This is a genomic window from Hydrogenibacillus sp. N12 (genome assembly GCF_019645935.1).
Lineage (GTDB): Bacteria > Bacillota > Bacilli > Thermicanales > DSM-22653 > Hydrogenibacillus > Hydrogenibacillus schlegelii.
This window is the reverse complement of record NZ_CP080953.1, coordinates 1062348-1078799: the sequence shown is the minus strand read 5'-3', so window position 1 is coordinate 1078799 and position 16452 is coordinate 1062348. Positions and strand designations below refer to the sequence as shown.

Here is a 16452-nt window from a genome sequence, read left to right as displayed (position 1 = left end):
GGATGTTGATGACAAAACTTCGTATCGGGCTTCTCGCGCCGGTCGCCCACCGGACGCCGCCGGACAAATACGGGCCCTGGGAGCTCGTCGTCGCCAACCTGGCCCAAGGGCTCGTCGAGCTCGGCCACGACGTCGTCGTCTTCGCCACCGCCGACAGCCGGCCGGCCGGCCGGCTCGTCGCCGTCGTGCCGGGGCCCCTCTCGGAGCGGCCGGATCTGCCGCCGCGGCCGTACGAGCTCATCCACATCGGACACGCCCTCGCGGCCGCCGACGCCCTCGGCCTTGATCTTTTGCACAACCACCACAACTACCTGCCGCTTCCGTTCGCCGGCCTCATCCGGACGCCGGTCCTCACGACCCTCCACGGCGCGGCGCTCCTCGAGCCCGACGCCCGGGCGGCCTATCGCCGCTTTCGGCACCTGCCGTACGTGTCGATCAGCGACGCGGAGCGGGCGGGGGCCCCGGAGCTTAACTACGTGGCCACCGTCTACAACGGCATCCGGCTGGACGCGTTTACGCCGGTGGAGACGCCGGGTGAAGACCTCGTCTTCCTCGGTCGCGTCGGCCGGGTAAAGGGGGCAGACCTCGCGATCGAGGTCGCCCGAAGGAGCGGGCGGCGGCTCATCCTCGCTGGCCCCGTCCCGGACGGGGAACGGGAATTTTTTGAGACCCGCATCCGGCCGGCGATCGACGGCCGGACCGTCGAGTACGTGGGGGAGGTCGGCCCGAAGGAGCGGGACGTGCTCCTCGGACGGGCGTATGCCCTCTTGCACCTCGTCCGGGCGCCCGAGCCGTTCGGCCTCGTGCTGGCGGAAGCCCAGGCCACCGGGACGCCGGTCGTCGGCTTCCGCCGCGGCGCGGTGCCGGAGGTCGTCGAAGACGGCGTGACGGGCTTCGTCGTCGATACCGTCGACGAGGCGGTGCGAGCGCTCGAGCGGATTCCCGCCCTCGACCGCCGCTTGATCCGCCGGCGGGCCGAAGCGCGGTTTTCCTACCGGGCGATGGCGGAAGGATACGTCGCCGCCTACCGGACCGTCCTCGACCGGCAAAGCCGGGAGGCCGCCGGCCGGTGAGCCATAAAAACGGCCCATCCTTCGCGATGGGCCGTTTTTTGCGTGGTGGGATGCTCCCCGGCGCCGATCGGACCGCCGGCAATGCGCATCGCCGGAACGAGCGCCTGGGTCGGCGCGCCTCAGTATCGCCGCTCGAGGGCCGCTCCTTGAAAGTAGTGCTGCAGGATGGATGCGTAGCTTTTTCCGGCCTCGGCGAGCGCCTTGGCGCCGTACTGGGACAGGCCGAGGCCGTGGCCGTAACCGTAACCGACCAGCCGGAAGGCCGGCACCAGGCTCGCCACCCGCACCGGCCGGCCGTCCGGGGCGAGGGCGCCCTCATCCTCCAGCAGGGCAAAGCTCGCCGGAAGCGCCGCCGAAAGACGGGCGCCGGCGACGCCTGCCGGCTTCCCGCCGAGGAGGACGATCTCACCGGACGGCCCCCCCACGCTGGCCGTCACCCGGCCGCCGCTTTGCACGGCCGAGACGGCGGCGCCCTTTTCCGGGAGGGCCCGAAGACGCCCGCCGGCGCCCAAGATCGCCAGCTCGCCCATCGCTTCGACGTCAAACCGGGTGCTCCGGACGCCGGCCTCCCCGCGGGGGGCGAGAAAGGCGCGAAAGGAATCCGGCGCCTTCGGACGAAGGAGCAGGTCGTCGACGGCGAGGGCGAGCACGCGGCCGCTCGGTCCCCGCTCGGCGACGGCCAGCCGCTCCACCGGCACCGTCAGCGGCGCCGGAAGGGCGGCGGCCGCCCGATCGTTCAACATCTGCATCAGCTCAAGACCGGTGTACGGCCGCTCCATCCAGCGGTAGGCGTTGTTCTGCCGGACGGCCTCCAGCAGGACGACGTACTCCCCCCTCGCCAGCGTCCCGATCGGCGCCCGCTCCGTCCCCGGGGACGGCCGGAAGTTGACGTTATCACCGGTGATGATCCCGTAGGGGAAGCCGGCGGCGTTCGTCCCGCCGGTCGGCCGGACGTAAGCGCCGTGGACGTAGCCGATGCGGCCGTCGGACCGCTGAATCCGGTACCAGAGGGGCGCCGCCCGAAGCGGGGCGTCGTCGGGGCTCGGCACCGGCCGAAGATAAGAGACGTCGTTCCCCCACACTTCCGTCCCATGGGCGCTCATCCCGCCGGCGTTGCTCGAGTAAAGCGCCTGGGCCGGGCGGCCGCCGACGGTGAGCACCTCGCCGCGGGTGGCGTCGACCGCCTGCCGGACGTCCGCCGCCTCCCGGTCGAGGCCTTCATACGCCTGATCGTAAGTCGTATCCGACAGGTCGGCCACGCCGTATTTTTTCAGATTGCCGAGGGCGTACGTCCGGGCGAGGACCGCCTGCGCCTTTAGCGCCTCCATCGGCCACCCGCTCGCCATTTCAACGCCGACGACGCCGTAGAGATAGGCCTCCAGCGGCAGAGCGTTGATCACCGCCAGGCGGCCGGAGGCCGCCGTGACGACGATCTGGCCGCGGTACGATCGGCCGTCCTTTTTCTCCTCGACCCGAACGGCGCCGCCGCCCGAGGCGACGGCGAGCTCGCCGGCGAGGGGCACCCGAAGCCGCTCGACGGCGTTCCCCGGCGCGCCGAAAAGGACGTCCCGTTCGCTCAAGACGACCGGGTCGGTCGGCCCGACCGGGTCCGGCTTCGCCGAGGCGCCGAGGAGCGCGGCGAGGCGCGGACCGATCTCCCCGAGAAGCGCCGTCCGCCCCGCCTCGTCGGCCGCCGCGCCGAAAAAAACGCCGACGGCCGCTTTTCCGTTTTGCACCCGATACGCCAAAACCGCCTCGTAACCGGCCGCCTGCAGCCGGTCCGCCGCGGCGGCGGCCTTCTCAGGGGACTCGAAAGCGGCAAAAAAGCCCCACGGGCCGATCCGCCTGGGCTGTGCGCCGGGGCGGAAGGCGGCCAGCGCCTGTCGGTAAGCCGGCTCGACGGCAGCCAGGGCGTTCGGCCGGCTCCCCCCGCCGGACAGGGCGGCGTAGGCGGGGCTTTCCAGCCGGTACACGGTCTTCCCGCCGGCGGTCGCGGTCGTAAGCACCGTCTTCAGCCCCTTGGCGGAGAAAAATTGGGCCGCCCGAAGCGCCTCCTCCGGATTGGGCGTCTCCAAAAGCCGGAGTCGGTAGCCGTTCAGCCCAAGGCGGAGGCTCGTCCGATCGTTCCCCGCCGGCGGGAGCGCCACGCCGGCGAAACTCGGCCGGAGCCCGCCGTTCACTTCCCGTCGGGCGAGGTCGACGGCGGTGACGGTCACGTCGTCGATCGCCGGAAGCCGGCCGTCGGCCGTCTCCAGAAAGAGGGCGATCCGGACCGTCGGCCCGTCGGAGGGGGAGGCCAGGGCGAAAAACGGCACAAAATACGGCAGGATGAACGAGAGGGTGAGCAAGAGGGCGACGATGAGGATCAACCAGCGAAGCCATCGCCGGGGCACCTTAGCCTCTCCTTTCCGGGCCGAAGGCGCCCGGTCGCCGGGCGGAAGTCCCGCCGGCGCCGGGCCTCGGCAAACCGTGATCCACCCGCGTTCGGTCGCGCCCGCCCGACGGCCCGGCGGTGCGCCGCAGGACGGGACGGCGGCGCCCCCGGCCGCCCGTCGGCGCAGCCGGACTCAGCGGAGCCGGACGAGAAGCGTCAGGACGATGGAGAGCACGATGCTCACGAGGATCGACGTCGCCAGCGGAAAGTAGACGCTCACGCCGTCTTTTTCCCAGTAAAAATCCCCCGGAAGCCGGCCGAGGGGAAAGAAGCGGCCGAGGGCCGACCAGAGAAGCCCCACCGCAATGAACACGATGCCGATGACGATGAGCCATCGGGCAAACCCCGTCCCCATCACCATCCCCCTCCTTTAGCCGTTAACCGTCGCAAGCGGCGTCCCACAACGTCGGCACCGCCGCGTCCCCGGCCGCCGAGGCCTCCTCCGGCGGCCTCGGCGGCGCGAGGCCGAAGTGACGATAGGCCCGCTCGGTGGCGATCCGCCCCCGGGGCGTTCGGCCGATCAGGCCGAGCATGAGGAGGTACGGCTCGACGACATCCTCCAACGTCCGGGCGTCTTCCCCGATGGAGGCGGCGATCGCCTCGAGCCCCGCCGGCCCGCCGGCGTACGTCTCCATCAAGGCGGTGAGATATCGCCGGTCGACGAGGTCGAGGCCGAGGCGGTCGACCTCCATCCGGTCGAGGGCCCGTTCCGCCGCCGCGAGGGTGATCGTCCCGTCGCCCTCCACCTCGGCAAAGTCCCGCACCCGCCGGAGAAGCCGGTTGGCGATCCGGGGCGTGCCGCGGGCCCGGGCGGCGATCGCCCGGGCCGCCTCCGGCGCGACGGCGATCCCGAGGCGGGCCGCCGACCGCCGGACGATCTCCTCGAGTTCGTCCGGCGCATAATAATCGAGCCGGTGGATGACGCCGAAGCGGTCCCGAAGCGGCGCCGACAAAAGCCCCGCCCGGGTCGTCGCGCCGATGAGCGTAAACGGCGGCAGATCCAGCCGGAGCGTCCGCGCCATCGGCCCCTTGCCGATCACGATGTCCAGGCGAAAATCTTCCATCGCCGCGTAAAGCACTTCTTCGGCCGCCCTCGCCAGCCGGTGGATCTCGTCGATGAAGAGCACATCGCCCGGCTCGAGGTTGGTGAGGATCGCCGCGAGATCGCCGGCCCGCTCGATCGCCGGCCCCGTCGTCACCCGGAGGCGTACGCCGAGTTCGGCGGCGATGATCCCCGCAAGCGTCGTCTTGCCGAGCCCCGGCGGGCCGTACAGGAGGACGTGATCGAGGGGCTCCCGGCGCCGCCGGGCCGCTTCGATGTACACTTTGAGATTTTCTTTGACCCGCTTCTGGCCGACGTACTCGTCAAACGTCCGCGGCCGGAGCGTCGGCGGCTCCTCGTCTTCCGGAAGCCGGTGAGATGCGATAAACCGTTCGCCGTCCATCGTCCCCCGGCCGGACGCCGGGCTCCCCCCTTCCGTTCCAACGCCGTCCCGTCCTTCCTCCGACCGACTCCCGATCGCCCCGTCCCGGTCCTCCCGCCGTCCGCCCCCCGGGCCATCGCCGCCGGTGCTTCCCCGCCGGCCGAACCCGACGCCTCATGCCGGCGATCGACCGGTCCGGTCGAGCTGCCGGAGCGCCGCCCGAAGGAGCGCTTCGGTGCTCCCGGCCTCGCCGCCGGCCTGAAGGACCGCCTCCACCGCCCGCCGGGCTTCTCCCTCCGGAATGCCGAGAACGAGGAGCGCGTCCACCGCATCGGCGACCGACGCCCCGGCCGCGTCCCGACCGTCCGACGGTATCCGGCCGGCGCCGCCGAAGGGGGAAGCCGCCTCCGGCCGTTCTGCCGACCGGTCGCCGTACGCCTTTTTTAGCCGATCTTTGAGCTCGACGATGAGCCGGCGGGCGGTCTTCGGCCCGACGCCGGGAATGGCCCGAAGCGCCGCGACATCTTCCCGCAGGATGAAAAGGGCGAGCTTTTCCGGCGGATACGTCCGGAGTGCCGCCTGCGCCCCCTTCGGCCCGACGCCGCTTGCGGCGATGAGCAGGCGGAACATGTTCCGCGCCTCCCGGCGGGCAAAACCGTAAAGGGCGAGGGCGTCTTCCCGGAACAGGGCGTGGACGTAGACCGTCGCTTCCTCCCCCGGCCCGAAGGCGGCCGGGTCGTCGACCCAGACCTCGAAGCCGACGCCGCCGACGTCGAGGACGATCCGCCCCTCGGCCGCCTCGAGGACGCGGCCCCGCAGGCGGTCAAACACGCCGCGCCGCCTCCTCGCCCCTTCCGCCGGCGGCGATCCGCCGGTCAAAGCGGAACCGCTGCCCGTGGGCCAGCGCGAGCGCCAGGGCGTCGGCGGCGTCGTCCGGCGCAGGCGGCGCCGGGAGGCCGAGGAGCAAGCGGACCATCGCCTGCATCTGGCCTTTGTCGGCCCGGCCGTTCCCGGCGATCGCCTGTTTGACCTCCGCCGGCGTGTATTCCGCGACGTTTAGGCCGCGACGCCCGAGGACGAGGAGGATCACGCCCCGCGCTTCGCTCACGGCCATCGCCGTCGTCACGTTCGCCTTAAAAAAGAGCCGCTCCACCGCCGCCGCCTGCGGATCCGTCTGCCGAAGGAGCGCCTCGAGCGCCTCGGCGATCGCAAGCAGCCGATCCGCCGGCCGCCGGCCGGGTTCCGTCGCGATGACGCCGTAGGCGATGGCCCGCCAGCGGTCGCCGTCCGCCTCGACGACGCCGTACCCCACCCGGCCGACGCCGGGATCGATGCCGATGATGCGCAAGGCCCTCCCTCTCCTGGTTCGATCGCGCTTTGGTGGTCTTCCCTCATTGTACCAGTCGGCGGCGCCCAGGACAACGGGGAGGGCCCGGCGCAAACGGCGGCGCGATCGCCCCGCGAACGGCCCGGCGATCCCGCTTAAGACAGCGGAGCGATCCCCCCGCAAACGGCGAAACCCGAACGGCGGATCGCTCATGCAAAACCGCCCCGTCAGCGGCGCTCGGCGGCCGCCGGGGCGGTCGATTTCGGACCGAAGACTTCCACCTGTTTTCCGTCGAGGCGGAAAAAGGCCTCCCAAAACTCCGGCGCCGCCCGGCCGGCGACGGCGACGACGGCGGTGCCGTCCGGACTCAAGCCGAGGAGGGCCGGCTCTCCCCCGACGGACGACGGCGCGGCGGCCGCCGAGACCGGCAACGGCGAAAGGCCAAGGAGTCCGACCGCGAAGGCCATCGTCCATCGCCGGAGCGTTCGCCCCGGCGCCCGGACGAACGGGAGCTGTCGACCGTCCCAGGCGAGAGATCGGGCCGGCATCCGGCCGAAAAGCCGCCGGAGCATCCGCTTGAGCCAGCGACGCATGATCTCCGCCCCCTTCTGCCGTTCGTTTCGGTGGGTTTAGCGTGCGCCGAGGAGACGGATGTTATGCGCCTTCCGTTTCGACCTCGAGGTTGGCATAGACTTCGCTCACGTCGTCTTCGTCCTCCAGCGCCTCGAGGAGGGCGAGGTTGGCTTCGGCCACCTCACCGGCGACCGGGACCGTCACCGACGGCACCCGCGTCACCTTGGCCGACCGAACGGAAAAACCCGCCGCCGCAAACGCCGCCTGCACGGCGTCGATCGCCTCCGGCGCGGCGAAGACGACGGCCTCCTCCTCCCCGATGTCGACGTCCTCGGCGCCGGCCTGAAGCGCCGTCGCCAGGATCGCCTCCTCGTCGGCGCCGGCCCGGTCGAGGACGATCTCCCCCTTTTCCGCGAACAGATAAGCGACGCAGCCGCTTTCGCCGAGGCTCCCGCCGTGTTTGGCAAAGAGGTGCCGGATGCGGGCGGCGGTCCGGTTCCGGTTGTCGGTCAGCGCTTCGACGAGGATCGCCACCCCGCCGGGACCGTACCCTTCGTAGATCGCCGCTTCGTACGCGGCGCCGCCGAACTCGCCGGTCGCTTTTTTGATCGTCCGCTCGATGTTGTCGAGCGGCATGCGGATGTCCCGCGCCTTCTGGATCGCCGCCCGAAGCCGGGCGTTCGTCTCGGGGTTGGCGCCGCCCATCCGGACGGCGGCGTAAATTTCATTGGAAATTTTCGTGAAGAGCTGGGCTTTTTTGGCGTCCTGTCGGCCCTTGCGGTATTTGATATTATGCCATTTCGAATGTCCGGCCACCGTCTCCCCCCCATCTCAAAGCGGCCGGTCGTTCGGCCGGCCGCCTTTAGATGAACGGCATCGGTTCCCGCTTGTGGCGGGAGGCGGCGTGGAGCGCTCGGATCCGGCGGATCACGGCCTCATCTCCTTCTCCCGTCAGCAAAAACCGATCGAGCGCCTCGTAACCGAAGCCGAGCTCCGCCTCATCCGTCTGCCCCGGCCAGAGATCGGCGCTCGGCGCCGCCGCCAGCACCGCCGGCGGCACGCCGAGGTGCTCGGCGAGGATCCGGACCTCGCTTTTGGTCAGCGTAAGAAGCGGATTGAAATCCGCCACCGCATCGCCGCCCTTCGTCACATAGCCGACGTACGCCTCCGAACGGTTCGTCGTATCGGCGACAAGCAGGCCTTCGGCGTTGGCCACCGCATAGAGGGCAGCCATGCGAAGGCGCGCCTTCGTGTTGCCGGCCGCCCGGCGATCGAGGGTGACGGCCGGGCGAAGCGCTTCCGAAAACGCGGCGAGCGCCGCCGACAGGTCGACGTCGAGCCACCGGAGCCCGAACGCGTCGGCGACCGCCCGGGCCCGCTCCCGGTAGGCCGGCGTCGACTCGATGCCGATCCACATGCCCCAGGCGCCCTCCGGACCGAGGGCCCGGGCGAGAAGCCCGGCGACGGCGGCGGAGTCGAGCCCGCCGGAAAGCCCGACGATCGCTCCCCGGGCGCCGGCGGCGGCCACCCGCTCCCGGATGAACGCCGCCCGCCGCGCGGCATCGTCCGCCACCCGCCGGCGGTACGCCTCGAGGGCGCGACGAAAGCGGTCCATGGGCATCCCCCTCGACATTATAAAAAAAAGGCGCGCCCCGGACAATCGGGCGCGCCGCTCGCGGGCCGGAGCGGCAATGGCCGTGCGGCGGTTATTCCTCCTTGTCCCCCCTCTCCCCGTCATCGAACCAGCCGTCCACCGCCCAGGCCTCCGCCGGCGCTTCGGCGGACGTCGGCCGGAGCTCAGGCGACGGCGGCCGCTCGAGGACCGGCGCCCGTTCCGGCGCCGCCGAGCGACCGGCGGGCGGCGCCGGCGAGGCAGGCGGGACCATCGGCTTCGAAGTCGCCGGCGCCGGACCGCCGGAGGGAAAGAAGGGGCCGGACGCCGGGAAAACGTTCGCCGGCGCGCCGACCGGGACGAACGCCGGAAGCGGGAAGGGCCCGCACGGGCCGGGGGGATACCCCCACGGAAACGACGCCGGCAGAATCGGAAGCGCCGGAGGCGCCGGCGAGAAGGCCCAGGGGACCGGCCCGGCGGCCAAAGGCGGGCCATCAGGCGGTCGAGCGAAAACGGGCACCGGATCGCCGGGCGGAACCGGCGGAAGGCCGAAGGCCGGATCAACGGCGGCCGGATGGACCGACGTCGGCCGGAAAAAGCCGAGAAACGGATCGCCCGCCGCCAGCGTCAAGTCGACCGGACCGTCCGCAGCCGGCCGCTCCGGCTTCCGGCCGATGACGACCCGGGGCTTTCCGGGCGCCGGCCGCCCCGGCGCCGAATCGTCTGCCGCCGGAAGGGCCGCGGCCCCGGCGTCCGCGCCGGAAGCGCCGGCTTCGGCCGCCCGCCTCGCTTCCGCACCGGCGAGGGCGCCGGATGCCCCGGCTTCGGCCTCGGATCCGGCAACCGGCGCTCCGGCGGAAGACGCCCGAGCACCCCCCTCCGCCCCTTCTTCCGCCGCTTCGACCGACGCCTGCGGCCCCGGCAATGCGGTGGACGACTCTGCCCCCGACGCCTGAGCGGCCACGCCGGCGGCCGCTTCGGCCGGAGCGCCCGGCGCCTCCACGCCGGTGCCGCCCGCTTCCCCGGCGGAGGTCGTCGGCGGGGCGGATGCCGCCTCGACCGCCTCCACCTCGGCAAAGAGCCCCGGCCGGTGCACGGCGGCAGGCCGCACCCGAAGCGGCGGCCGCTTCCGCCGCCCTTCTCCCGCTCCGGCCGGCGGGGTCGGGATGACGAGCTTCGTCCCGACGTCCGGCGGCGCGTGAAGGCCGTTTGCCGCCAGAAGTTCCGCCTCCGACACGCCGTAGCGGGCGGCGATCGCCGCCAGCGTCTCACCAGGCTGTACGATGTGAAGCTTCAAGGTTCTGACCTCCCGCGGGCAGTGTCGCTCACAGTCTATGCCCGCCGGTCGGTCGAGGTCCCCCTCCGGGCCGCCTGATTCGCACCCGACCCGCTCCCGATTCGCTCCCGTTTCGGCTCCCGAACCGCCCTTTATTCGGCGGCCGTCTCCCGGGACGCCGCCTCCAGGGAAGCTCCCTCCTTCGGCGTCACCTCCGCCGGCGTCATGTTCGCCGCCGACTCGAGGCCGGGCCCTTCCGCTCCGGACCGGGGCACGGCATAAACCGGATAGCTTCCGAGGAAGCGGACGCGGCAGCCGAGGGCTTCGATCTCCTCCATCGCCGCCGCAAGCAGGAGATCCCGCGGTCGCTCAGCGTCGATGAAAAAATGATACCGGCCGAGGCCTTTTTTCGTCGGCCGGGATTCGATCCGGCTCAGGTTGATCCGGCGCCAGCTGAAACACGCCAGCACCTGGTGCAACGCGCCGGGAAAGTCTTCGCCGAGGGTGACGAGGAGGCTCGACTTGGCCGGCCGCCCCTCCCCCTCGGCCGGCGCCCCTTCCGGCCACGGCGACGTCCGGCCGACGACGACGAAACGGGTGGCGTTTTCCTCGTAATCCTGCACCCGGTAACGTCGCTCGACGAGCCCAAAACGTTCCGCCGCCCGCCGGGAGCCGACCGCTGCCCAGCGCGCCTCCGGGTGCTCCGCCACCCGCCGCATCGCCTCCGACGTGCTCGTCGCCGGCTCGATCGCCGCCCGGGGCAAAAGGCGCCGGATCGTCCGGTGGGCCTGGGCGACCGCCTGCGGATGGCTCAGCACCTTTTCCACCGCCTCGAGGGGGAGGGCCGCCTGCGCCGGCGCCACGTACAGACCGTGGTCGATCGGCAGGACGATTTCCGCATAAAGCGTGAGCGCCACCTCGTGGATCAGCCAGTCGAGGGCCTGCGTCACCGATCCTTCGATCGAGTTTTCCACCGGGACGATGCCGTAGTCGATCTCCCCCCGGTCGACCGCCTCCAGGACGTCCGGAATGGTCCCGAGGGGAATCAGCCGCGCGTCCGCAAGCGGGAGGCGGCGCACCGCTTCCCGGGCGGCCTCCTCCGAATACGACCCTTCCGGGCCGAGATAAGCGAGCGTCACCATGCGAGCGTCTCTCCTTCCGGCGTCTCCACCCGGGCGCCGACGGCGGAGGGGGCGAGTTCCAGCGGGCGGAATCCGTAAGCCTCGAGCACCGGCCGCGCCCCCTCCAGCCACGCCGCCCGCTCCGCCTCATCGAGAAAAAGCGCCATGATCGTCGGCCCGGCGCCGCTCAAATACATCCCGAGACAGCGGCGGTCGTTGGCCAGGCGAAAGACCGCCTCGGCGCCGGGGACGAGGGGCAGCCGGTACGGCTGATGCAGCCGGTCGGCAAAAAGCGGCTTGAGCGCGCCCCAGTCCCCGTTCTTCACCGCCGACACGAGCAGGGCCACCTTGGCCAAAGCGTCGACGACGTCCGGCCTGGAATACGCCTTCGGGAGGACCGCCCGGGAAGACGCCGTCGAAAGCGGCCGCTCCGGCACGAGGGCGAGCAGGCGGAGGGGAAGCTCCCGCCGGACCATCTGGACCGACACCGCACCCTCCTCCGCCGCCCGGGCGGCGACGAGCCCGCCGAAAAACGCCGCCGCGACGTTGTCCGGGTGCCCTTCGAGCCGCACCGCGAGGGCAAGGCCGTCGTCGATTCGGAAGCGAGCGCCGAGGACGCCCCGGGCGAGGATGAGGCCGGCGGCGATCGCCGCCGCGCTCGATCCGAGGCCGGAAGCGGGCGGAATGGCGCTTTCGATGACGAAACGCACCCCCGGCACCGGCTCTCCCGCTGCCTGAAGCGCCGCCCGAAACGCCCGGTAGATCAGGTTCGTCTCATCGTTCGGGATGCTGGCCGCCCCGCCGGCCGCCGCTCCCGCCGCAGGCGGCGCGCCGGCGACGGCGATCGAAAGCGCCCCCGGCGCCTCCGGATCGAACGTCGCCCGGACGACGAGCTCCAGGTCGACGGCCATCCCGAGCACGTCGAAGCCGCTGCCCAGATTCGCCGACGACGCCGGAACGCGGGCCGTCCAAACGCCGACCGCATCTTTGGGCGCCGAACGCCCGAGCGCCGGGGCTTCGGCCACCGGGCGCCCCTCCCGGTCCATCCGCCGCGATCCCATTCAGCCGCCGGCCTCCTTCAAAAGCGCTCCCAGATGATCCGCCAGCGCCCCGGCCTCCGCCGGCAACGTCCGGATCTCGGCCGGCGTCTTGAGGGCCGTGTCCGGATCTTTGAGGCCGTTTCCGGTCAGCACCGCGACGACCGTCTCCCCGGGTCGGATCCGGCCCGCCCGCCGGGCCTTGATCACCCCGGCGACGGAGGCGGCCGACGCCGGCTCGACGAAGATCCCCTCCCGGCGGGCCAACCGCTCGTAGGCGGCGAGGATCTCCGCATCCGAAACGGCGTCGATCGCCCCGCCGGACGCCTCCGCCGCCTGCACGGCGCCGGCCCAGCTCGCCGGGTTGCCGATGCGGATCGCGGTGGCGATCGTCTCCGGCTCGGCGATCGGATGCCCCCGGACAATCGCCGCCGCGCCCTCCGCCTCAAAACCGAGCATCCGCGGCCGGGGCCCATCCGGCGGCAGGTACTCGACGAACCCCTTCCAGTAGGCGGTGATGTTGCCGGCGTTGCCGACGGGAATCGCCAGCACGTCCGGCGCCCGGCCGAGGGCGTCGACGATCTCAAACGCCGCCGTCTTCTGCCCTTCGATCCGATCCGGATTGATCGAGTTGACGATGGCGAGGCCAAACCGATCGGCGAGTTCCCGGACGAGCCGAAGGCCCTGGTCAAAATTTCCGGCGATGGCGACCACGTCCGCCCCGTAGACGAGCGCCTGGGCGAGCTTGCCGAGGGCGATCTTTCCCTCCGGCACGATCACGACGGCCCGAATTCCCGCTCGGGCGGCGTACGCCGCCGCCGACGCCGACGTATTCCCGGTCGAGGCGGCGATCACCGCCCGGCGGCCCGCCTCCAGCGCTTTGGCCACCGCGACGACCATGCCCCGGTCTTTGAACGATCCGGTCGGATTCAACCCTTCGAGCTTGAGATAAAGCGCCACATCGAGTTCGGCCGAAAGCCGTTCCGCAAAGACGAGCGGGGTATCCCCCTCCCCGAGCGTAATGAGCGGCGTCGCCGCCGTCACCGGCAGCCGGTCCCGGTAGCGGGCGAGGATCCCCGTCCCCCGACGCGCTCCCTCTCCACTCATCCTCTCCACTCCTTCTTCGCTTCCGTCTCGATCTGAGGCGATCCCCAGCCCGTCTCGTCGAATCCTAAACGCGTCCGCTCTCCCGGGGCTGCACGGGACTTCCTCGACCGACGATCTCCACCCGGGACACGCCGTCCAGCCGCTCGAGGCGGGCGATCAGCGCCGCCTCCGAAATCCCGGGTCCCTCGGCGGCGTTATTCAGCGCGCCGAATTCCAGCGAAATCGTCACGTGGGCCACTTCCTGCAGCGGAATCGTCTGGTGGATGGTCAAAATGTTCGCCCCCACGGCGGCGAGCTCCGCCAGCACCCGGGACAAAACCCCCGTCCGGTGATCGAGGTTCATCGCCAGGACGAGCATTTGCACGCCCTGCATCGCATCGTACCAGAAGACGCCGTCTTTGTACTTGTAAAAAGCGCTTCGGCTGAGCCCCACGGCCCGGACCGCTTCGAAGATCGTCGACGCGGCGCCCCGGGCGAGCAGATGTTTCGCCTGCGCCGTCTTGACCATGGCCTCCGGAAGCAGGTCTTCCCGGACGAGAAAATACCGCGCGGGGCGTTCCCCGGCCATCGCCGCCCCCCCTCGATTCCGATTCGCGGGCGCCGGTGGCCGGCGCCGCTGTCCGTCCGCTCAAAAACAGATGTTTCTATTTTGAAGACAGTATAGCCGTCGTCCGGTCCTTTTGCAACCGGTCCCGGCGCATGACCTTCGGCGCCGCAACTTCCGCCGCCGGCAGCCGTCCAACTAAACGGAGGTGTTTCCATCGATGGCTCTACGCCGACGAACGTCCGCCACGCCCGCCCCGCCGGACCGGAACGCCGGACCGGCGACCGTTTTTTCCCACGCCTCCGACCGCCCAGGCGGCCGGCCGCGGGCCGAGCTTGCGCCGCCGGGCGGCCCTCCGACCGACCCGGACGCCGAATCGCCGTCCATCGGCCTCCGGGAGCGCGATACCCCCCCTCGCTCCGACCGAGCCGGTGACGGTCCGTCCCGTTTGGACGCCGAAGCGCGGACAAGCGGGGAGGGCCGGCCGGCCGAGGACGGGCTGCCGGACGCCGGTGTTCTCCCCCGTCGGGCGCCCCGGAGCGAAACGCTTTTTCTCCGTCTCCTCCCGTGGGCGATCGCCTTCGCCCTCTGGGGGCTCCTCGCTTACGCCGGTTATGGGACCGTCCAGCGGACGCTTCAGGCGTACGACGCCCGGCTTCAGGCCCTCGCCGAGGAAAACGCCGCCCTCGAAGCGGACCTCAAGCGCATCGGCGAGGCGCTCGCCGAACAGGAACAGGCCATCGGCGAGATGCGGCAGGCGTTCGCCGGGGTCCAGGAAGAATTTTCCAAGGTCAAAGACGAGCTCACCCGGACCGGCAAGGCGATCCAGACGACCGACGCCACCCGGCAGGCCTTAAGCCAGCGGATCGCCGACCTCGGCAAAGAACTCGAGCGGCTCCGGACGCAGATTCAAAAGCTGGAGGAAGCGGCCCGTGTTTACTAAAGTCCAGGCGGCCCTCTTCGCCTGCTTTGCCCTCGCCGCCGTCGTCTTTCTCCCCTTGCTCCGGCAACAAGAAACCCTCACCGCCGCCTTCGATCGGGCGGAGGCCGCCGCCCGCGCCCGAAACGAAGCGGTCCGACCGCTTCAGGCGCATGCCGAGGCCATCGCCGACCACCTTGCCGCCATCCGAGGCGGCGAGGCCCCCATCCGCGAAGCCGGCGAGCAGATTCGGCATCACCTCGAGACGCTCCGGACGTTTGCCGACGACGAAAAAAATCGCGTCGCCGAATCCGCCCAGGCGGTGCAGGCGGCGTTCGCCCAGAGCCGCGCCGAGACGGCGAAGACGAAAGACGCCCTCGATACGATCCTCGCGAAAAAGCTCGGCGACCCGATCGGCCAGACGTTCGGCCGGCGGGCGACGATCAAGGTCTTCTCCCTGAAAGAAGTCGGCTACCGCGGCTACATGGCCAAGGTGAAGCTCCACGACCCGTCCGCCGTCCGCCTCGTCATGGCCGAGCCCCTCGGCGACGACCTCGGCTCCCCGGGCGAGACCGTCCTTTCGATCGCCCGGCGGACGAAGGCGGCCCTCGCCATCAACGCCGGCGGCTTTTTTCGGAAAAACGGCCTCATTTATCCGATCGGAAACACCGTCTCCGGCGGCCGGTTCATCTCCGTTTCCGACAACGCGGCGGTGAGCTTCATCGGCTTCGACGCCCGGGGGCGCCTCGTCGGCGGCCCGGCGCTCACGCGCGCCGACATCGAGCGCCTCGGCGTCCGGGAAGGCGCCTCGTTTCTCCCGACGCTGATCAAAGACGGCAAGCCGCAGCCGATTCCAAAAGACTGGGCCGGTAAAAAAGAGCCCCGAACGCTCATCGGCCACTTCACAAACGGCGATGTGCTCATGGTCGTCATCGACGGCCGGCAGACCGGCTACAGCGAAGGCGTCACCCTCGAAGACGCCCGGGAGAAGCTCCTCGGCCTCAACATCCGCGACGCCTACAACTTAGACGGCGGCGGATCGAGCACCTTCGTCTACAACGGCCGGGTCCTCAACCGACCGTCCGACGGAAGGCCGCGGCCGGTCATCTCCGCCTTCGTCATCCTGCCGTGACGAGCCGGCCCCTCCGTCCGGCGCCGAAGCGGCTCCGCGGTTCGACGCCGATCCGGCCCGACGAAAGGCCCCTTACCGGTCTTTGCCGATCTTTGCCGCCCCCGCGGCGACGATCCGGCGCATTCCGGCCAGGAAACGCCCGGCGTTTCCCTGAGCCGGATGCGCCGTTTTTTCGTACGGGAGGCCGAGGGCCCGAAGCTGCGCTTCGGCGACGTTCCCGACGGCCACCAGCCGGGGAAGCCCGCCCCGCTGCCGTTCGATGAGCTGAAGGAGCGCCGCCAGAACATCCCGGCCGCGTTCGATCTCCGCCCGCTTCGGCGGCCGGTTGGAGAGCGTTCCTTTGCGGACGTCGTACGGATGAAACGGAACCGCGCTGAAAAAAAGCACCGCCTCCGGCGGAAGGCCGTTTTCCCGCACCGCCCGCCAGACGACCGTCGCGCTCACCTCGGCGAAGCCGAACGCCCGCGTCGCCGGAGAAATCTTCCCCGGAATGAGCGAAAGATCCGTCCGGCTCGTTCGGCGCCCTCGGCGACCGAGGATCGCCTCCGGTCCGATCAGCGGATGATGCCCCAGAAGCATCCGCTCCGACGTAAACGGCACCCCGGAAAAATGCGCTCCCCGATAGCCGAGGGCCTCGCCGACCCACAGCCACTCCACCCGCGGCACCCGCCGGAGGAGATAAAGAAAAAGGTGCGCCCGGCGAACCGCCGGCGCCCGCCGGTGGGCGTCGTACGCCGGATCAACGTCCCGCCACGGGTTAAAGAGGCCGGGCGGCGTCTGGATCCCCGAAAGAAAGCACACAAACCGCCGCACCGCCTCCTCACGCGCGCGATCCGCCGGAAGCGCCGCATCGGCCATGCCACCCACCGTCCT

The 16452-nt window shown here is 71.0% G+C and carries 17 protein-coding genes; 3 read left to right on the top strand and 14 right to left on the bottom strand.

From position 1 onward, the window contains the following. Positions 1–2 precede the first annotated feature (2 nt). Positions 3–1073, top strand: a complete 1071-nt coding sequence (locus tag K2M58_RS05035; RefSeq protein WP_220678535.1) for a glycosyltransferase family 4 protein — start codon at positions 3–5, stop codon at positions 1071–1073. 119 nt (positions 1074–1192) lie between these two features. Here K2M58_RS05035 and K2M58_RS05030 read toward each other — a convergent pair whose 3' ends face one another. From K2M58_RS05030 to K2M58_RS04970, 13 genes are all read right to left on the bottom strand, one after another. Continuing rightward, positions 1193–3466: a SpoIID/LytB domain-containing protein gene (locus tag K2M58_RS05030; RefSeq protein ID WP_220678534.1), complete on the bottom strand. Its 2274-nt coding sequence runs from the start codon at positions 3464–3466 to the stop codon at positions 1193–1195. Between the two features lie 174 nt (positions 3467–3640). Further along, positions 3641–3862, bottom strand: coding sequence for a DUF2905 domain-containing protein (locus K2M58_RS05025; protein ID WP_066198527.1), 222 nt, complete (start codon positions 3860–3862; stop codon positions 3641–3643). A gap of 22 nt (positions 3863–3884) precedes the next feature. After that, a complete protein-coding gene (gene ruvB / locus K2M58_RS05020) occupies positions 3885–4952 on the bottom strand; it encodes a Holliday junction branch migration DNA helicase RuvB (protein WP_066198524.1) in 1068 nt (355 codons plus the stop codon). Between the two features lie 153 nt (positions 4953–5105). After that, positions 5106–5762: a Holliday junction branch migration protein RuvA gene (gene ruvA, locus K2M58_RS05015; protein ID WP_220678533.1), complete on the bottom strand. Its 657-nt coding sequence runs from the start codon at positions 5760–5762 to the stop codon at positions 5106–5108. Then, entirely contained in the window at positions 5755–6279 is a 525-nt protein-coding gene (ruvC, locus tag K2M58_RS05010) for a crossover junction endodeoxyribonuclease RuvC (RefSeq protein WP_220678532.1), read from the bottom strand. Before ruvC ends, ruvA begins: the two co-directional genes overlap by 8 nt. 206 nt (positions 6280–6485) lie before the next feature. After that, the gene (locus K2M58_RS05005; RefSeq protein ID WP_220678531.1) at positions 6486–6851 is read right to left on the bottom strand and encodes a hypothetical protein; all 366 of its coding nucleotides are present in this window, start codon (positions 6849–6851) and stop codon (positions 6486–6488) included. Between the two features lie 61 nt (positions 6852–6912). After that, positions 6913–7647, bottom strand: coding sequence for a YebC/PmpR family DNA-binding transcriptional regulator (locus K2M58_RS05000; RefSeq protein ID WP_220678530.1), 735 nt, complete (start codon positions 7645–7647; stop codon positions 6913–6915). A gap of 46 nt (positions 7648–7693) precedes the next feature. Continuing rightward, positions 7694–8446: an NAD(+) synthase gene (gene nadE, locus K2M58_RS04995; RefSeq protein WP_220678529.1), complete on the bottom strand. Its 753-nt coding sequence runs from the start codon at positions 8444–8446 to the stop codon at positions 7694–7696. A gap of 91 nt (positions 8447–8537) precedes the next feature. Next, positions 8538–9740, bottom strand: a complete 1203-nt coding sequence (locus K2M58_RS04990) for a LysM peptidoglycan-binding domain-containing protein (RefSeq protein ID WP_220678528.1) — start codon at positions 9738–9740, stop codon at positions 8538–8540. A gap of 131 nt (positions 9741–9871) precedes the next feature. Then, positions 9872–10861 carry a prephenate dehydratase gene (gene pheA / locus K2M58_RS04985; protein WP_220678527.1) on the bottom strand — a complete coding sequence of 330 codons (990 nt, stop codon included), beginning with the start codon at positions 10859–10861 and terminating at the stop codon, positions 9872–9874. Beyond that, positions 10855–11901, bottom strand: a complete 1047-nt coding sequence (gene thrB / locus K2M58_RS04980) for a homoserine kinase (RefSeq protein WP_220678526.1) — start codon at positions 11899–11901, stop codon at positions 10855–10857. Before thrB ends, pheA begins: the two co-directional genes overlap by 7 nt. Further along, positions 11902–12984, bottom strand: coding sequence for a threonine synthase (gene thrC / locus K2M58_RS04975; RefSeq protein WP_066198497.1), 1083 nt, complete (start codon positions 12982–12984; stop codon positions 11902–11904). Positions 12985–13048: 64 nt separating this feature from the next. Next, positions 13049–13552, bottom strand: coding sequence for an ACT domain-containing protein (locus K2M58_RS04970; protein ID WP_066198494.1), 504 nt, complete (start codon positions 13550–13552; stop codon positions 13049–13051). Positions 13553–13976: 424 nt separating this feature from the next. Between K2M58_RS04970 and K2M58_RS04965 the strand changes: the two genes are divergently transcribed. Both K2M58_RS04965 and K2M58_RS04960 read left to right on the top strand, forming a co-directional pair. Beyond that, complete coding sequence (locus K2M58_RS04965; RefSeq protein ID WP_156423655.1) at positions 13977–14471, top strand: hypothetical protein; 495 nt, start codon at positions 13977–13979, stop codon at positions 14469–14471. Further along, positions 14461–15579, top strand: a complete 1119-nt coding sequence (locus K2M58_RS04960) for a phosphodiester glycosidase family protein (RefSeq protein WP_066198489.1) — start codon at positions 14461–14463, stop codon at positions 15577–15579. Before K2M58_RS04965 ends, K2M58_RS04960 begins: the two co-directional genes overlap by 11 nt. A gap of 72 nt (positions 15580–15651) precedes the next feature. On the opposite strand, the gene K2M58_RS04955 is transcribed toward K2M58_RS04960, so the two are convergent. After that, the gene (locus K2M58_RS04955; RefSeq protein ID WP_220678525.1) at positions 15652–16437 is read right to left on the bottom strand and encodes a uracil-DNA glycosylase; all 786 of its coding nucleotides are present in this window, start codon (positions 16435–16437) and stop codon (positions 15652–15654) included. Positions 16438–16452: the final 15 nt, after the last annotated feature.